This is a genomic window from Enterobacter sp. DC4 (genome assembly GCF_000568095.1).
Classification (GTDB): Bacteria; Pseudomonadota; Gammaproteobacteria; order Enterobacterales; family Enterobacteriaceae; genus Enterobacter; species Enterobacter pseudoroggenkampii.
The window spans coordinates 62,709-79,668 of record NZ_AZUB01000005.1; the positions used below are offsets into that span (position 1 = coordinate 62,709).

At 56.3% G+C, this 16,960-nt stretch carries 15 protein-coding genes; 6 read left to right on the forward strand and 9 right to left on the reverse strand.

The annotated features are described in order from the left end of the window. Window positions 1-3: 3 nt before the first annotated feature. Window positions 4-1,644, forward strand: a complete 1,641-nt coding sequence (locus P349_RS09265; protein WP_032650406.1) for a dihydroxyacetone kinase subunit DhaK — start codon at window positions 4-6, stop codon at window positions 1,642-1,644. Window positions 1,645-1,687: 43 nt separating this feature from the next. On the opposite strand, the gene ahr is transcribed toward P349_RS09265, so the two are convergent. The 5 genes from ahr to pepA form a co-directional block, all read right to left on the reverse strand. Then, window positions 1,688-2,707, reverse strand: a complete 1,020-nt coding sequence (ahr, locus tag P349_RS09260; protein ID WP_032650403.1) for an NADPH-dependent aldehyde reductase Ahr — start codon at window positions 2,705-2,707, stop codon at window positions 1,688-1,690. A gap of 83 nt (window positions 2,708-2,790) precedes the next feature. Continuing rightward, complete coding sequence (locus P349_RS09255; RefSeq protein WP_024906342.1) at window positions 2,791-3,294, reverse strand: GNAT family N-acetyltransferase; 504 nt, start codon at window positions 3,292-3,294, stop codon at window positions 2,791-2,793. A 123-nt stretch (window positions 3,295-3,417) separates the two neighbouring features. Continuing rightward, window positions 3,418-6,273 carry a valine--tRNA ligase gene (locus tag P349_RS09250; protein ID WP_032650401.1) on the reverse strand — a complete coding sequence of 952 codons (2,856 nt, stop codon included), beginning with the start codon at window positions 6,271-6,273 and terminating at the stop codon, window positions 3,418-3,420. Continuing rightward, window positions 6,273-6,716 (reverse strand): DNA polymerase III subunit chi, encoded by a 444-nt coding sequence (holC, locus tag P349_RS09245; protein ID WP_008502815.1) that lies wholly within the window; start codon window positions 6,714-6,716, stop codon window positions 6,273-6,275. Before holC ends, P349_RS09250 begins: the two co-directional genes overlap by 1 nt. A gap of 118 nt (window positions 6,717-6,834) precedes the next feature. Further along, window positions 6,835-8,346: a leucyl aminopeptidase gene (gene pepA, locus P349_RS09240; protein WP_024906344.1), complete on the reverse strand. Its 1,512-nt coding sequence runs from the start codon at window positions 8,344-8,346 to the stop codon at window positions 6,835-6,837. Between the two features lie 266 nt (window positions 8,347-8,612). Here pepA and lptF point away from each other — a divergent pair, with 266 nt between their 5' ends. The 5 genes from lptF to mtgA all read left to right on the forward strand — a co-directional run bounded on the left by lptF (window position 8,613) and on the right by mtgA (window position 14,872). After that, window positions 8,613-9,713, forward strand: coding sequence for an LPS export ABC transporter permease LptF (gene lptF, locus P349_RS09235; protein WP_024906345.1), 1,101 nt, complete (start codon window positions 8,613-8,615; stop codon window positions 9,711-9,713). After that, window positions 9,713-10,795, forward strand: a complete 1,083-nt coding sequence (gene lptG / locus P349_RS09230) for an LPS export ABC transporter permease LptG (RefSeq protein WP_024906346.1) — start codon at window positions 9,713-9,715, stop codon at window positions 10,793-10,795. Before lptF ends, lptG begins: the two co-directional genes overlap by 1 nt. Window positions 10,796-10,930: 135 nt before the next feature. Continuing rightward, window positions 10,931-13,264: an aerobic respiration two-component sensor histidine kinase ArcB gene (arcB, locus tag P349_RS09225; protein ID WP_024906347.1), complete on the forward strand. Its 2,334-nt coding sequence runs from the start codon at window positions 10,931-10,933 to the stop codon at window positions 13,262-13,264. A gap of 232 nt (window positions 13,265-13,496) precedes the next feature. Then, window positions 13,497-14,150: an isoprenoid biosynthesis glyoxalase ElbB gene (gene elbB / locus P349_RS09220; protein WP_032645081.1), complete on the forward strand. Its 654-nt coding sequence runs from the start codon at window positions 13,497-13,499 to the stop codon at window positions 14,148-14,150. Continuing rightward, window positions 14,147-14,872 (forward strand): monofunctional biosynthetic peptidoglycan transglycosylase, encoded by a 726-nt coding sequence (gene mtgA, locus P349_RS09215; protein ID WP_032650399.1) that lies wholly within the window; start codon window positions 14,147-14,149, stop codon window positions 14,870-14,872. The genes elbB and mtgA overlap by 4 nt, the downstream gene beginning before the upstream one ends. A gap of 38 nt (window positions 14,873-14,910) precedes the next feature. On the opposite strand, the gene npr is transcribed toward mtgA, so the two are convergent. From npr to hpf, 4 genes are all read right to left on the reverse strand, one after another. After that, on the reverse strand, window positions 14,911-15,183 hold the full coding sequence (gene npr, locus P349_RS09210; protein ID WP_003861872.1) for a PTS phosphocarrier protein NPr: 273 nt from the start codon (window positions 15,181-15,183) through the stop codon (window positions 14,911-14,913). Continuing rightward, entirely contained in the window at window positions 15,180-16,034 is an 855-nt protein-coding gene (gene rapZ, locus P349_RS09205) for an RNase adapter RapZ (RefSeq protein ID WP_014885397.1), read from the reverse strand. The genes npr and rapZ overlap by 4 nt, the downstream gene beginning before the upstream one ends. 45 nt (window positions 16,035-16,079) lie before the next feature. Continuing rightward, on the reverse strand, window positions 16,080-16,571 hold the full coding sequence (gene ptsN, locus P349_RS09200) for a PTS IIA-like nitrogen regulatory protein PtsN (RefSeq protein ID WP_008501443.1): 492 nt from the start codon (window positions 16,569-16,571) through the stop codon (window positions 16,080-16,082). Window positions 16,572-16,653: 82 nt separating this feature from the next. Further along, complete coding sequence (hpf, locus tag P349_RS09195) at window positions 16,654-16,941, reverse strand: ribosome hibernation promoting factor (RefSeq protein ID WP_008501444.1); 288 nt, start codon at window positions 16,939-16,941, stop codon at window positions 16,654-16,656. Window positions 16,942-16,960 lie beyond the last annotated feature (19 nt).

Consider the following 16,960-nt stretch of genomic DNA (forward strand, 5'->3'; position numbering starts at 1 on the left):
ACTATGTCCAGATTCTTCTTTAACGATCGCAAACAGCTGGTCAACGATGCCATTGAAGGCATACTGCTTTCTGCGCCACATGCCAATCTCGTCAAGCTTGATATCGATCCGGCCATCAGGATCGTCGCACGCGGTGACTGGGACAAAAGCCGCGTGGCGGTGATCTCCGGCGGCGGCTCAGGCCACGAACCCGCACACGCCGGGTTTGTCGGCAAAGGGATGCTGACGGCGGCAGTGTGCGGCGATCTGTTTGCCTCGCCGAGCGTGGATGCGGTGCTGAATGCCATTGTGGCGGTCACGGGCGATCGCGGCTGTCTGCTGATCGTCAAAAACTACACTGGCGACCGCCTGAACTTTGGTCTGGCGGCCGAAAAGGCCAAACGCTACGGTCTTAAGGTGGAGATGGTGATTGTGGCAGACGATATCGCGCTACCGGACAACAAGCAGCCGCGCGGTATTGCCGGTACGGCGCTGGTGCATAAGATTGCGGGCTATGCGGCGGAGCAGGGGAAATCGTTGAGCGAGGTACGGGAGATTGCGCAACAGGCCTGCGACAACCTCTGGAGCCTGGGCGTTGCGATGCAAACCTGTAATCTGCCGGGCAGCGACGATGAAGAGGGGCGCATTAAGCAAGGCCACGTCGAGCTGGGTCTGGGCATTCACGGTGAGCCCGGCGCTTCCGTCGTAGATACGCAGAACAGCAAAGCGATTATCGACACGCTGGTGACGCCGCTACGCGCGCAGGCGGGAGAGGGGCGCTTTGCGGTATTGATTAACAATCTTGGCGGTGTATCGGCGCTGGAGATGGCGCTGCTGACCAAAGAGCTGGCGCATTCGGCGCTGAAAGAGGAGATCGCGTATCTGATAGGCCCCGCGCCGCTGGTGAGCGCGCTGGACATGAAGGGCTTTTCGCTTACGCTGCTGAAGCTCAACGATTTCTTCGAAAAGGCGATTCACGCCGAGGTTGAAACGCTGGGCTGGCAGAAGCCCGTGGCGTTTGCGCCGCTGCGCACCGTGGCGCATAGCGCCATTCATGACCGTGTGGAGTATACCCCCTCTGACAATCCGCAGGTGCGTGCGTTTGTCTCCTCCGTGTCGACAACGCTGATCCAGCTGGAAAACCGCCTGAACGCGCTGGATGCCAAAGTGGGCGACGGTGATACCGGCTCCACCTTTGCGCAAGGGGCGCGGGATATTGCGCAGCGCCTGGAGCAGAACACGCTCCCGCTTAATGACGTGCCTAAGCTGCTGCTGCTGGTTGGCGAGCGGCTGGCAACGGTGATGGGCGGATCGAGCGGCGTATTGATGTCGATCTTCTTTACGGCGGCCGGGCAAAAGCTGCATGACGGACACGCCCTGCCGGATGCGCTGTTGAGCGGACTGGCGCAGATGAAGCAGTACGGCGGGGCAGATCTCGGCGATCGCACGCTGATCGATGCGCTGCAACCGGCGCTGGAGGCGTTACAGAAAGGCAATATTCAGGCGGCAGCGCAGGCCGCGCAGCAGGGCGCAGAAGCAACGTCGAAAATGGTGAAAGCCGGCGCGGGACGCTCGTCGTATGTCAATAAAGAGAACCTGGATGGGGTGATGGATCCGGGAGCGGTAGCGATAGCGGAAGTATTTAACGTATTGGCGCAGCAGTGAAAGTAGGCCGGGTAAGGCAAAGCCATTACCCGGCACTATCACATCAGAAATCTGCTTTCAACACCACGCGGTAACGGGCTTTGCCGTCGCGCACGTGCTGGATCGCTTCGTTGATTTTCGACATCGGATACAGTTCGGTGGTCGGGGCTACTTTGGTGCGTCCGGCAAACTTCATCAGCTTGCGCAACTCAAACGGCGTACCGGTCGCGGAGCCTGATACGCTGCGATCGCCGCCGATCAGGGTAAACGCCGGAACCGGCAGCGGCTTCATCACGGCACCTACGGTATGGAAGTTACCGCCATAGGCCAGCGCTTCAAAGTACGGCTGCCAGTTGAGATCGACGTTAACGGTATTGATGATCAGGTCAAACTGACCCGCCAGCGCGTTTAGTGCTTCAGGATCGCGGCTGTTCACGACTTTATCCGCACCCATCGCCAGCACTTCTTTCTCTTTCGCCGGGTTCGAGCTGAACGCCGTGACTTCACAGCCCATCGCGTGCAGCAGCTTGATGGCGATATGCCCAAGGCCACCGATACCGATGACGCCCACGCGGCTGGTGGCGGTGATATGGTGCATCAGCAGGGGTTTGAAGACGGTGATACCGCCGCACAGCAGCGGACCGGCGGATTCGATATCAATGCTGTCCGGCAGCGGGATGACCCATTGCCAGTCGGCACGCAGCTTGTCGGCGAAACCGCCTTTGTTCAGAATGGTGGGAACGGCGCCTTCGAGGCAGTTGATCTGATTACCGCTGATACAGGCATCGCAGTGACCACAGCTGCGCGCTGTCCAGCCAATGCCTACGCGCTGGCCCACTTTCAGCCCTTTGTCCTGCGCGGCGCTACCGAGCGCCACGACGCGGCCAATGACCTCGTGCCCGGCAATCAGTGGATAGCTTGAAAAGCCCCATTCGTTGTCGATCATCGAGAGATCCGAGTGGCAGATCCCGCAGTAATCAACCTGTACTTCGACGTCTTCTGCTTTTAGTTCGCCCGCGTCGTACTCGTACAGCTCAAGTTCTGCACCCGCCTGCGGTGCGGCGTAGCTTTTTATCTTTGACATCGTGTTTCCCCCGTTGTGGTGTGAACTGAGAGTGTAGAGTATTCAGTTCAGCGCCGCTTAACAGAAGGGGGCAGCAAAGATATTTACAGACTTTTCAGCATCCTGACTTCGCAATCAACATGGCCGGTACAGCCCAGCGGCGCATCGATATGCTCAAAGCCCAGATGTTCATACAGGCCGATGGCCTCTTTGAGGAAGGCGGTCGTTTCCAGGTAGCACCGGGTAAAGCCCTGCTTGCGCGCGTGGTCCAGCGCCATCAGCGCCAGCTTTTTTGCCAGTCCTTGTCCGCGCGCCGCTGGCAGGAAATACATTTTCTGCAGTTCGCAGATGTCCGGCTCGCTGCAGCTGAGGGGCGCCACGCCGCCACCGCCCACCACCTGGCCATTCTGCTCGATTACCCAGTAGGCATGCCCTGGCTGGCTGTAGAGCTGGAAAAGCGCGTCCAGGTTCGGGTCCGCAACCGTGTAGCCTTTGTCAGCCGTCAGGCCATATTCGGCAGAAACGGTGCGGATAACGGCGGCGATAGCCGGATTATCCTGCTCAGTGATCCGACGCATCGTCGTCGCGACGGGGGTAATCACGCTCATAGCATTACTCATTACAAAAATTGACACATAACTGCTGTTAATAGCACCGCAGAAGGGGGAGTGCAAGCGAGGAGTTTTCAGGAAGGTTACCCCTTACGCCCTGAAGCGTAAGGGGTAAAAGCATTACAGCGCGGCGATAACCGCCTGCTGCTCAATCAGCTTGGTCTTCGCATCGGCGAAGGCAACCAGACGCTCACGCTCTTTCGCTATGACCGCTTCCGGCGCGCGGGCGACAAAGCCTTCGTTCGCCAGCTTGCCTTCGATTTTGCCAATTTCCACGTCGACTTTCGCCACTTCTTTCGCCAGACGAGCCAGCTCAGCGTCTTTGTCGATCAGACCTGCCATTGGGATCAGCAGCTCGGCACCGTCGATGATTTTGGTCACGGAAACCGGACCTTTGTCATCCGCAGGCAGCACGGTGATGCTTTCCAGACGCGCCATGGTCTTGAGGAAGGTGTTGTTCTCGGTGACGCGACGAACAGCCGCTTCGCTGCAGCCGCGCAGCAGCAGTTCCAGCGGTTTGCCCGGGGCGATGTTCATTTCAGCACGAATGTTACGCACCGCAACGATCGCCTGTTTCAGCCACTCGGTATCCGCGGACGCCGCTTCATCAACCTTAGCCGCATCGAATTCCGGGAACGGCTGCAGCATGATGGTGTCAGCGTTGATGCCTGCAATCACCTTCACGCGCTGCCAGATGGTTTCGGTGATAAATGGAATGACCGGATGCGCCAGGCGCAGCAGACCTTCCAGAACGGTAATCAGCGTGTTGCGCGTGCCGCGCAGTTCCGCCTCAGTACCGCCGTTCATCACCGGCTTCGCCAGCTCCAGATACCAGTCGCAGAACTGGTTCCAGGTGAATTCATACAGGATGCCCGCCGCGATATCGAAGCGGTAGCTGTCCAGCGCCTCGCGGAACGCTTTCACCGTCTGGTTGAATTCCGCCAGGATCCAGCGGTCCGCCAGAGACAGGGTCATTTCGCCGCCGTTGAAGCCGCAATCCTGATCTTCGGTGTTCATCAGCACGAAGCGGCTGGCGTTCCACAGCTTGTTACAGAAGTTACGGTAACCTTCCAGACGCTTCATGTCCCAGTTGATGTCACGGCCGGTCGAGGCCAGTGCCGCCAGGGTGAAGCGCAGGGCGTCGGTACCGTGAGACTCGATGCCGTTCGGGAACTGCTTCTCGGTGCGCTTGCGGATTTTCTCCGCCAGCTGCGGCTGCATCATGTTACCGGTACGTTTTTCCAGCAGCTCTTCCAGAGAGATACCGTCAACCATGTCCAGCGGGTCAATCACGTTACCCTTGGACTTGGACATCTTCTGGCCTTCGTCGTCGCGGATCAGACCGGTCATGTAGACGGTATGGAACGGAACCTGCGGCTTGCCGTCTTCGTCTTTGATGAAGTGCATGGTCATCATGATCATGCGGGCAATCCAGAAGAAGATAATGTCGAAGCCGGACACCATCACGCTGGTCGGGTGGAACTGACGCAGCGCGTCGGTGTTTTCTGGCCAGCCGAGGGTGGAGAAGGTCCACAGCGCGGAGGAGAACCAGGTATCCAGCACGTCTTCGTCCTGACGCAGGGCAACGTCAGCGCTCAGGTTGTTTTCCTGACGCACTTCGTCTTCGGTGCGGCCAACGTAGACGTTACCGTCGTTGTCGTACCATGCCGGGATACGGTGACCCCACCACAGCTGACGGGAGATACACCAGTCCTGAATGTCACGCATCCAGGAGAAGTACATGTTTTCGTACTGTTTCGGCACGAACTGAATGCTGCCGTTCTCAACCGCTTCAACAGCCGGTTTCGCCAGCACGTCGGCACGCACGTACCACTGGTCGGTCAGCATTGGCTCGATAACCACGCCGCCACGGTCGCCGTACGGCACGGTCAGATCGTGAGGTTTAATTTCTTCCAGCAGGCCGAGAGCGTCGACTGCTGCAACGATCGCTTTACGCGCGGCAAAACGTTCCAGCTTCTGGAACTCTGCAGGGATGTCGCTGGAGTAAACGTCAGACTCTTCGCCTTTGGTGTCATACACTTCTGCGCTTTCGCGGATATCGCCGTCGAAGGTCAGGATGTTGATCATCGGCAGGGCGTGACGACGACCCACTTCATAGTCGTTGAAGTCGTGCGCAGGGGTGATTTTCACGCAGCCGGTGCCTTTTTCCATGTCGGCGTGTTCGTCGCCCACAATTGGAATACGGCGGTTTACCAGCGGCAGCACCACGAATTTGCCGATCAGATCTTTATAACGTGGATCTTCCGGGTTAACGGCCACGCCGGTATCGCCCAGCAGGGTTTCCGGACGGGTGGTTGCGACCACCAGGTAATCTTTACCGTCGGCGGTTTTTGCACCGTCGGCCAGCGGATAGCGGATGTGCCACATGGAGCCTTTAGACTCGCGGTTTTCCACTTCCAGGTCAGAGATGGCGGTACGCAGTTTTGGATCCCAGTTTACCAGGCGCTTGCCGCGGTAAATCAGGTCTTCTTTATACAGGCGGACGAAGACTTCTTTCACGGCGTTGGAAAGGCCCTCATCCATGGTGAAGCGCTCGCGCTCCCAGTCCACGGAGTTGCCGAGACGGCGCATCTGACGGGTAATGGTGCCGCCGGATTCCGCTTTCCACTGCCAGATTTTGTCGATGAACGCGTCGCGACCGTAGTCGTGGCGGGTTTTTCCTTCTTCAGCGGCAATTTTACGCTCAACCACCATCTGGGTCGCGATACCCGCGTGGTCAGTCCCCGCCTGCCACAGGGTGTTTTTACCCTGCATGCGCTGGTAGCGGATCATGGTATCCATGATGGTCTGCTGGAAAGCATGACCCATATGCAAACTGCCGGTGACGTTCGGCGGCGGGATCATGATGCAGAAGGACTCTTTGCTTTCGTCGCCGTTAGGCTTGAAATAGCCCTGCTGTTCCCAGTGCTCGTAAAGCGGCTGTTCGATATCGCGTGGGTTATATGTCTTTTCCATTATTTCCAGGTTGCCGTATTCAGGTTAAAACCAGCCAGGCGGTACGCTTTATAGCGTTCGCGCGCCAGTTGTTTCAAAGATTCTTCGTAAGGGACAAAGTCTACCACTTCTGTGAAAGCGGTGGCAAAATCTGCAAAATCTATCCGCAGGCTAATCAGAATATCGCGCGCGCTGCTGTTGCGCTTTTGCGGCCAGGCAATTTCAACCGGTGCTCCACCGCGCGGGCCTTCGCCCGACAGGTTATGTGGGACAAAGCTCTCCGGCGGACGCGCCCACAGCGCCTCATCAAGGCGAATGGCCTGCTGTTCATCTTCACAGGCAATCAGAACGCGTTTACCTGCGCGCCAACGTTCTGCGGCAATTTCACACACCAGCTGTTCGACGGCGCTGAGGCCATCCTGATGGGTGTCGTTGTCCAGAAGGTAGAACGTTGCATTCTTCATATATGGGGCTTCTTGTCGTGGATTTAAATGCAAAGCCGGGTGGCGCTACGCTTACCCGGCCTACGGTTGAGTGACGCTGTAGGCCGGGTAAGGCGAAGCCGCCACCCGGCGTTTTACATCATTCGTCGCCGTTAAAACCCGCGCGATTGAGCAGGAACTGCGACAGCAGCGCCACTGGACGACCGGTTGCGCCTTTGGCTTTGCCGGAGCGCCATGCGGTGCCCGCGATATCCAGGTGCGCCCAGTTGTACTTGCGGGTGAAGCGTGCCAGGAAGCAGCCCGCGGTGATCGCTCCGCCAGGACGTCCACCGATGTTTGCCATATCCGCGAAGTTAGACTCCAGCTGCTCCTGATATTCGTCACCCAACGGCAGACGCCATGCGCGGTCGCCAGCCTGTTCCGAGGCGCCGATAAGCTCGTGCGCCAGCGGATTGTGGTTCGACATCAGGCCGGTGATGTGGTGGCCCAGCGCAATCACGCAGGCACCGGTGAGGGTGGCGACGTCAATCACCGCTTCAGGCTCGAAGCGTTCCACATAGGTCAGCACGTCACACAGCACCAGACGGCCTTCGGCGTCGGTGTTCAGCACTTCAACGGTCTGGCCGGACATGGTGGTCAGCACGTCGCCCGGACGGTAAGCGCGGCCGCCAGGCATGTTTTCACAGCCCGCCAGCACGCCGATGACGTTAATCGGCAGCTGAAGCTCTGCAACCATGCGCATCACGCCGTAAACCGCCGCCGCGCCGCACATGTCGTATTTCATCTCGTCCATGCCTTCGGCAGGCTTGATGGAGATACCGCCGGAATCGAAGGTCAGGCCTTTACCGACCAGCACGACAGGGCGCGCGTCTTCGGCCGGGTTGCCCTTGTACTCGATGACGGACATCAGGGATTCATTCTGCGATCCGTTACCGACCGCCAGGTAAGAGTGCATCCCGAGCTCTTTCATCTGCTGTTCGCCGATGACGCGGGTAATGACGTTTTTGCTGTAGGCGTCGGCCAGCTGACGCGCCTGAGAGGCCAGGTACGCCGCGTTACAGATGTTAGGCGGCATGTTGCCGAGATCTTTGGCCGCTTTAATGCCGGCTGCGATCGCCAGACCGTGCTGGATCGCGCGTTCGCCGCTGGTCAGTTCGCGACGGGTTGGCACGTTAAAGACCATTTTACGCAGCGGACGACGCGGCTCGCTTTTATTGGTCTTCAGCTGATCGAAGCTGTAGAGGCTCTCTTTTGCCGTTTCGACCGCCTGACGCACTTTCCAGTAGGTGTTACGCCCTTTAACGTGCAGCTCGGTCAGGAAGCAGACGGCTTCCATTGAGCCGGTATCATTCAGCGTATTGATTGTTTTCTGAATCACCTGCTTATACTGACGTTCATCCAGCTCGCGTTCTTTGCCGCAGCCAATCAGCAGAATACGCTCTGACAGTACGTTCGGAACATGGTGCAGTAACAGCGTCTGCCCAGGTTTGCCTTCCAGTTCGCCACGGCGCAGCAGGGCGCTAATATAGCCGTCACTGATTTTATCGAGTTGCTCGGCGATCGGGGAGAGTCGGCGTGGTTCAAAGACGCCCACAACGATGCAGGCACTCCGCTGTTTCTCCGGGCTACCGCTTTTTACACTGAACTCCATGCACTACGCTCCTGAATCTTAAAGACAACGGCGGCTGCTACGGATAGAATTGAAACCTTTCGTAACTCATGTCCGCTGTTGTGGTGACTTCGTGTTAATCTTACGTTACTACGGTTTCGACACGTCAGAAAAAGTCCTGAAGCGTGAATCCGCTGGATGTTTTAATCTTAGCGATGATTTCGACGACTCAAGAGAATAAATGACGTTTAAGCCATGAAACAAGCGAAATTCCTGCAAAGAGACGGGTTTTTACGGGCGTATTTAAAGTGATAATCATAAGATATCTGGTGCGGGAGACGCTCAAAAGCCAACTGGCGATCCTCTTCATCCTGCTGCTGATTTTTTTCTGTCAGAAGCTGGTTAAGATCCTCGGTGCGGCCGTTGACGGCGAAATTCCAACAAATCTGGTGCTTTCCCTGCTTGGTTTAGGGATCCCGGAAATGGCGCAGCTCATCCTGCCGCTAAGTCTTTTCCTTGGCCTGCTCATGACGCTTGGGAAACTCTACACCGAGAGTGAAATCACGGTGATGCATGCCTGTGGCCTGAGCAAAGCGGTACTGGTGAAAGCGGCCATGATACTGGCGCTGTTCACGGGTATTGTTGCCGCGGTGAATGTGATGTGGGCGGGCCCCATGTCTTCCCGTCATCAGGACGAAGTGCTGGCCGAAGCGAAAGCCAACCCCGGCATGGCGGCGTTAGCCCAGGGGCAGTTCCAGCAGGCGACCGACGGCAACTCCGTGCTGTTTATTGAGAGCGTTGACGGCAGTAAATTCAACGACGTCTTCCTGGCGCAGTTACGTCCCAAAGGTAACGCGCGTCCTTCCGTGGTGGTGGCAGATTCCGGTCAGCTTGCTCAGCGCAAAGATGGTTCTCAGATCGTGACGCTGAATAAAGGCACCCGTTTCGAAGGCACCGCGATGCTGCGCGACTTCCGTATCACGGATTTCCAGAACTATCAGGCCATTATCGGCCATCAGGCGGTGGCGCTCGATCCAACGGATACCGAGCAAATGGACATGCGGACCCTCTGGAATACCGATACCGACAGAGCGCGCGCTGAGTTCCACTGGCGTATTACGCTCGTCTTCACCGTGTTTATGATGGCGCTGATTGTCGTTCCGCTGAGCGTGGTGAACCCTCGCCAGGGACGCGTGCTCTCTATGCTGCCAGCGATGCTGCTTTACCTGATCTATTTCCTGCTGCAAACCTCGATTCGTTCTAACGGCGCGAAGGGTAAGCTGGACCCTATGGTCTGGACATGGTTCGTCAACAGCCTGTACATCTTACTGGCGCTAGGGTTAAACCTGTGGGATACGGTGCCTGTGCGCCGCATACGTGCCCGATTCTCGCGTAAAGGAGCCATCTAATGCAGGCGTTTGGCGTTCTTGATCGCTATATCGGTAAAACCATTTTTACCACCATCATGATGACCTTGTTCATGCTGGTGTCGCTCTCCGGCATTATCAAATTTGTCGATCAGCTAAAAAAAGCCGGGCAGGGGAGCTATGACGCGATGGGCGCGGGGATGTATACCCTGCTCAGCGTGCCGAAAGATGTGCAGATCTTCTTCCCGATGGCGGCCCTGCTGGGGGCGCTGCTGGGGCTGGGAATGCTGGCGCAGCGCAGTGAGCTGGTCGTTATGCAGGCCTCAGGCTTTACCCGCATGCAGGTCGCGCTGTCGGTAATGAAAACCGCGATCCCACTGGTGCTGTTGACCATGGCGATCGGCGAGTGGGTCGCGCCGCAGGGCGAACAGATGGCGCGTAACTACCGTGCGCAGGCAATGTACGGTGGCTCACTGCTCTCGACTCAACAAGGTTTATGGGCGAAAGACGGTAAAAACTTCGTCTACATCGAGCGGGTAAAGGGGAATGACGAACTGGGTGGGGTGAGCATCTACGCTTTCGATGACCAGCGCCGTCTGGAGTCCGTTCGCCACGCCTCTTCGGCGAAATTTGACGCCGAACATAAGCAGTGGCGGTTGTCCCAGGTTGATGAATCCAACCTGACCGATCCGAAACAGATTACGGGTTCTCAGACGGTAACCGGGACGTGGAAGACCAACCTGACGCCCGATAAGCTCGGGGTCGTGGCGCTGGATCCAGACGCGCTCTCCATCAGCGGTTTACACAACTATGTGAAATACCTGAAGTCGAGCGGGCAGGATGCGGGACGTTATCAGCTCAACATGTGGAGCAAGATCTTCCAGCCGATGTCCGTGGCGGTGATGATGCTGATGGCGCTGTCGTTTATCTTCGGCCCGTTACGCAGCGTGCCGATGGGCGTGCGCGTCGTGACCGGTATCAGTTTCGGCTTTGTGTTCTACGTGCTCGACCAGATCTTCGGTCCGCTGACGCTGGTTTATGGCATTCCGCCGATAATTGGTGCGCTGCTGCCAAGTGCCAGTTTCCTCCTGATCAGCCTCTGGCTGTTGTTGAAACGCTCCTGATTGACCTCTCCTCGCTTCCGGTTCACCGGGAGCGAGGCTAATCTCCTGTTTCACCCCGCACTTTTTCTCACAACCTTCAACGCCTCGCCCTGAATTTGAGTATTATTGAGCGATAAAGTCGTGAAGGGATCCTCTATGAAGCAAATTCGAATGCTTGCCCAGTATTACGTCGACCTGATGATGAAGCTTGGGCTGGTGCGTTTCTCTATGCTGCTTGCGCTGGCACTGGTCGTTCTGGCCATTGTCGTGCAAATGGCCGTCACCATGGTTCTGCATGGTCAGGTCGAGAGTATCGACGTCATCCGCTCTATCTTCTTTGGCTTGCTTATTACCCCCTGGGCGGTCTACTTCCTTTCCGTGGTGGTTGAACAGCTGGAAGAGTCCCGTCAGCGTTTGTCTAAGCTGGTCGATAAACTGGAAGAGATGCGCGAGCGTGACCTGAAGCTCAACGTCCAGCTTAAAGACAACATTGCGCAGCTGAACCAGGAGATTTCAGATCGTGAGAAGGCGGAGGCCGAGCGCCAGGCCACGCTGGAGCAGCTGAAAATCGAAATGAAAGAGCGTGAGGTCACGCAGATCCAGCTTGAGCAGCAATCCTCTTTCCTGCGGTCATTCCTCGATGCTTCGCCGGATCTGGTGTTTTACCGTAATGAAGATAAAGAGTTTTCCGGCTGTAACCGGGCGATGGAGTTGCTCACCGGGAAAAGCGAGAAGCAGCTGATTAACCTGAAACCGCAGGACGTTTACTCTGAAGAGGCGGCGGCCAAGGTCATGGAGACGGATGAAAAGGTATTCCGCCATAACGTCTCGCTGACCTATGAACAGTGGCTGGATTACCCGGACGGACGCAAAGCCTGCTTTGAGATCCGTAAGGTGCCCTACTATGACCGCGTGGGCAAACGCCATGGCCTGATGGGCTTTGGCCGTGATATCACCGAGCGAAAGCGCTATCAGGATGCACTGGAGCGCGCCAGCCGCGACAAGACTACCTTTATCTCTACTATCAGCCACGAGCTGCGTACGCCGCTTAACGGCATTGTCGGGCTGAGCCGTATTCTGCTGGATACCGACCTGACCGCAGAGCAGGAAAAATACCTCAAGACTATCCATGTTTCGGCGGTCACGCTGGGTAATATCTTCAACGATATTATTGATATGGATAAGATGGAGCGCCGTAAAGTTCAGCTTGATAATCAGCCTGTTGATTTCACCAGCTTCCTTGCCGATCTGGAAAACCTGTCCGGCCTGCAGGCGCAGCAGAAGGGGCTAAGTTTTGTCATGGAGCCAACCCTGCCGCTGCCGCATAAAGTGGTGACTGACGGTACGCGTTTGCGCCAGATCCTGTGGAACCTTATCAGCAACGCGGTGAAATTTACCCAGAAGGGGCAGGTTGCGGTGCGCATCCGCTTTGACGAAGGCGACATGCTGCACTTCGAGGTAGAGGACTCCGGGATGGGTATTCCGCAGGAGGAGCAGGACAAAATCTTCGCCATGTACTACCAGGTGAAGGACAGCAACGGCGGAAAACCGGCGACAGGAACGGGCATTGGCCTGGCGGTCTCTAAACGACTGGCGAAGAGCATGGGGGGCGATATCACCGTTGCCAGCCAGCCGGGTAAAGGGTCAACCTTCACGCTGACGGTCCATGCGCCGGCGGTGGCGGAAGAGGTGGAAGATACCTTTGAAAATGACGATATGCCGCTGCCTGCGCTGCACGTCCTGCTGGTGGAAGACATTGAGCTGAACGTGATCGTGGCGCGCTCCGTGCTGGAAAAACTGGGCAACAGCGTCGATGTCGCGATGACCGGTAAGGCCGCGCTGGAGATGTTTAAACCGGGTGAATACGATCTTGTTCTGCTGGATATTCAGTTACCGGATATGACCGGGCTGGATATCTCGCGCGAGCTGACGCGTCAGTACGCGGCCGACGAACTGCCGCCGCTGGTTGCCCTGACGGCGAACGTACTGAAAGATAAAAAAGAGTATCTCGATGCCGGTATGGACGATGTACTCAGCAAGCCGCTGGCGGTGCCTGCTCTGACCGCCATGATTAAGAAGTTCTGGGATACCCGTGATGAAGAGGAGAGCACCATGACGTCTGTTGATAGCGCAAAAGCCCAAACGATACTCGATACCGCGATGCTGGAGCAGTACATCGATCTGGTCGGCCCGAAACTGATTACCGATGGTCTGGCGGTGTTCGAAAAAATGATGCCGGGCTATCTGAGTGTGCTGGAATCAAACCTGACGGCGCGTGACCAGAAGGGCATCGTGGAAGAAGGACATAAAATTAAAGGTGCCGCCGGTTCGGTTGGCCTACGCCACCTGCAGCAGTTGGGTCAACAGATTCAGTCGCCTGATTTACCTGCATGGGAAGATAACGTGGGTGATTGGGTTGAAGAGATGAAGCAAGAGTGGCAAAACGATGTGGCGGTGCTTAAAGCCTGGGTTGACGCCAGAAAAAAATGACCCCGGATTAACCGGGGTGCGCGAATACTGCGCCAACACCAGGGAAATCGTGGCTGCGCCTGTTTTTAAACGTTATTTTCGAAAGGGCGCCGCCTGAAAAATTTAGGCCGCACGCAGATAAGATAGCAAATCTTAAATGGTTTGTTACATGAATCAGTGAAATGTGTGAAGCATAGCGTTTTAATCAAAATTATTAATGTGCTTCAGCAAGTTGCAGAAAAGGATTGTCATGATGAAAAAGATTGGTGTCGTCCTGAGCGGATGCGGTGTTTACGATGGTTCTGAAATACATGAAGCCGTAATCACACTGCTGGCCCTGGCTAAGCAGGGAGCAGAGGTGATTTGTTTTGCACCAGACAAAAATCAGGCGGATGTGATTAATCATCTGACCGGTGAGCCGATGGCGGAAACCCGTAATGTACTGATTGAAGCCGCGCGTATTGCGCGAGGTGATATCCATCCTCTTATTCAGGCAGACCCTACAGAGCTTGATGCGCTCATTGTGCCGGGTGGGTTTGGCGCGGCCAAAAATCTCAGTACCTTTGCTGCGCAGGGCGCGGAGTGTCAGATCGATCCTCATCTGAAAGCGCTGTCACAGGCCATGCATGCGGCAGGAAAGCCGCTGGGCTTTATCTGTATCGCACCGGCGATGTTGCCTAAGATTTTTGATTTCCCGCTGCGCCTGACTATCGGGACGGATATCGATACCGCAGAGATCGTCGAGGAAATGGGGGGCGAACACGTTCCGTGCCCGGTAGATGACATTGTGGTTGATGAAGATAACAAAATTGTCACCACGCCTGCGTATATGCTGGCTAAGAATATTGCAGAAGCGGCTATGGGGATCGAAAAGCTGGTCGCCCGCGTGCTGGTGTTGGCTGAATGAGTCGTCAATCCGGTGCTGGCGCGTGGGTAAAACGTACCCTGTTGCGCATCGTTCTGGTGCTGGCGGTGTTTTGGGGTGGTGGACTCGCCCTGTTCAGCATTATGCCAGTCCCGTTCTCTGCCGTGATGGTTGAGCGCCAGCTCGGCGCGTGGCTCAGCGGCGATTTCAGCTATGTTGCCCACTCTGACTGGGTAAGCATGGACGAGATCTCGCCGTTCATGGGGCTGGCGGTCATCGCGGCGGAGGACCAGAAATTCCCGGAGCACTGGGGGTTCGACGTGGCGGCCATTGAGAAGGCGCTGGCCCATAACGAACGCCATGAAAACCGCGTGCGCGGTGCCTCAACCTTGTCGCAGCAGACGGCCAAAAATCTGTTTCTGTGGGACGGCCGCAGCTGGGTGCGAAAGGGGCTGGAAGCGGGGTTGACCCTGGGGATGGAAACGGTCTGGAGCAAAAAACGCATTCTGACCGTCTATCTCAACGTCGCTGAATTTGGCGACGGTATTTTTGGTGTGGAAGCTGCCGCGCGGCGTTATTTTAATAAGCCAGCCAGCCGTCTGAGCATGTCAGAAGCAGCACTATTGGCCGCTGTCTTACCGAATCCCATCCGCTTTAAAGCCAGCGCCCCATCAGGGTACGTGCGAAGCCGTCAGGCGTGGATCCTACGCCAGATGAATCAGCTGGGTGGAGAGGGTTTTATGCAGCGTAATAATCTTATGTAGGGCGGGTAAGCGCAGCGCCACCCGCCGAGGGGCGAACGCTAGTCTTCGTCAAATCCGGCGTTAAACAGGGCAATCACCGCCGCCAGCGCTTCCTCTTCCTGAGGTCCGGTGGCTTCGACTTCAATCTGGCGCCCTTTGGCGGAATCCAGCATTAGCAGGGCGATCACGCTGTTCGCTTCCGCTTCGGTACCTTCGTCATTCCGCAGCAGAACCTCAGCATCGAAACCCTGCATCAGCTCAAACAGTTTCATCGCCGGGCGTGCATGCATACCCAGCTTATTGGTGATCTCAACGGTTTGTTTTACGGTCATGTTTTACGTTTTTCCAGCGTGCGATGACGGGACTGAACGTTCTTCCCGCGCGAGCGGAAATAGTCGGCCAGCTGTTCGGCGATATAAACCGAACGATGTTTACCGCCGGTACAGCCAATCGCCACCGTCAGGTAGCTACGATTGTTTGTCTCCAGCATAGGTAACCATAGCTCAAGGTAGCTTCGCGTCTGGTAGATAAAATTGTGAACTTCTGTGTGCCGGTCGAGGAAGGCCGCGACGGGTTTATCCAGACCGGTCATGGGACGCAGCTTCGGATCCCAGTGCGGGTTCGGCAGGAAGCGCACGTCGAAAACATAATCCGCATCGATCGGAATACCGTGCTTAAATCCGAAGGATTCGAACACCATCGTCAGCTCACGCTCGCGTTTGCCCAGCAGCCGGGTACGCAGCATTTCCGCCAGCTCGTGAACGGACATCTCAGAGGTGTCGACAATCAGGTCGGCACGAGAGCGCAGCGGCTCCAGCAGATCGCTCTCTTCATCGATCGCGCTCTCCAGTGAGAGGTTCTTACTGGAAAGCGGGTGCAAGCGACGGGTATCGCTGTAGCGACGGATCAGCGTATTGCGGTCTGCATCGAGGAACAGCAGCTGAGGCGAAAACGCATCAGGCAGGTTGCTCATGGCCTGCTCGAAGATCTCTGGCGATTCAGGCATGTTACGGACGTCGATGCTGACGGCGGCAGAGGTTTGTCTCTCCGCAAGCGTGCGTGCCAGGTCGGGCAATAACACGACCGGCAGGTTATCGACGCAGTAAAAACCCATGTCTTCCAGCGCGCGCAGAGCAACGGATTTCCCCGACCCTGAACGGCCACTGACAATCATCAGCACCATGTTCCGTTTCTCCTCAGGACAACAGATGTGAAGGCCATCTCCTGGTTATGCATCATCCTGATTGCCTTCTGCTTCAGTGATAATCTGATAGAGCTCTTCATCACTTTGGGCCGAGCGCAGTCGACGGCAAATAGTTTTATCGGCCAGACGTTTTGCGACCAGCGACAGCGTATGCAGATGGGTTTTCGTCTGGTCGGCAGGCACCAGCAGCGCGAAGAGGAGATCGACGGGCTGGTTATCAATGGCATCGAAGGCGATGGGTGTTTCAAGCTGCACAAACACACCAACGGCACGCAGGGTATCCTCTTCCAGTTTGCCGTGCGGGATCGCGATGCCGTTGCCGATACCGGTACTGCCCATTTTTTCACGGGTCAGAATCGCTTCGAATACCACCTGCGGCGGCAGGCCCAGCTGTTTTGCGGCCAGTTCACTGATGATCTCCAGCGCACGTTTTTTGCTCTGGCAGTGAACCGCACTGCGGGTACATTCCTGGTTAAGGACATTGCTCAGTTGAAGAGCGGAATCGTTGTTCATCATAATTTCACCTAAGCGCTAACTGTACAAATGGCCTGTTGTGTTTCACAACAGGCCGTCCTGCACCCGTTAACTGCCCGGACAATTAGTGTTGTTTCAGTTTATCTTTATGTTTATTGAGCTGTCGTGCAAGCTTATCAATCAAGCCGTCGATAGCAGCGTACATGTCTTGCCCTTCCGCACTGGCATGCAGTTCACCCCCGTTAACATGCAGGGTGGCATCCGAGATATGAGTCACTTTCTCCACTTTCAACACAATATAGACCTGATTGATCCTTTCGAAATACTGCTCGAGTTTTGCAAACTTCGCGTTTACAAAGTCGCGTAAAGCCTCAGTAATTTCGACGTTTTGTCCAGTGATGTTGAGCTGCATAGTGTCTTCCTTATCGGTT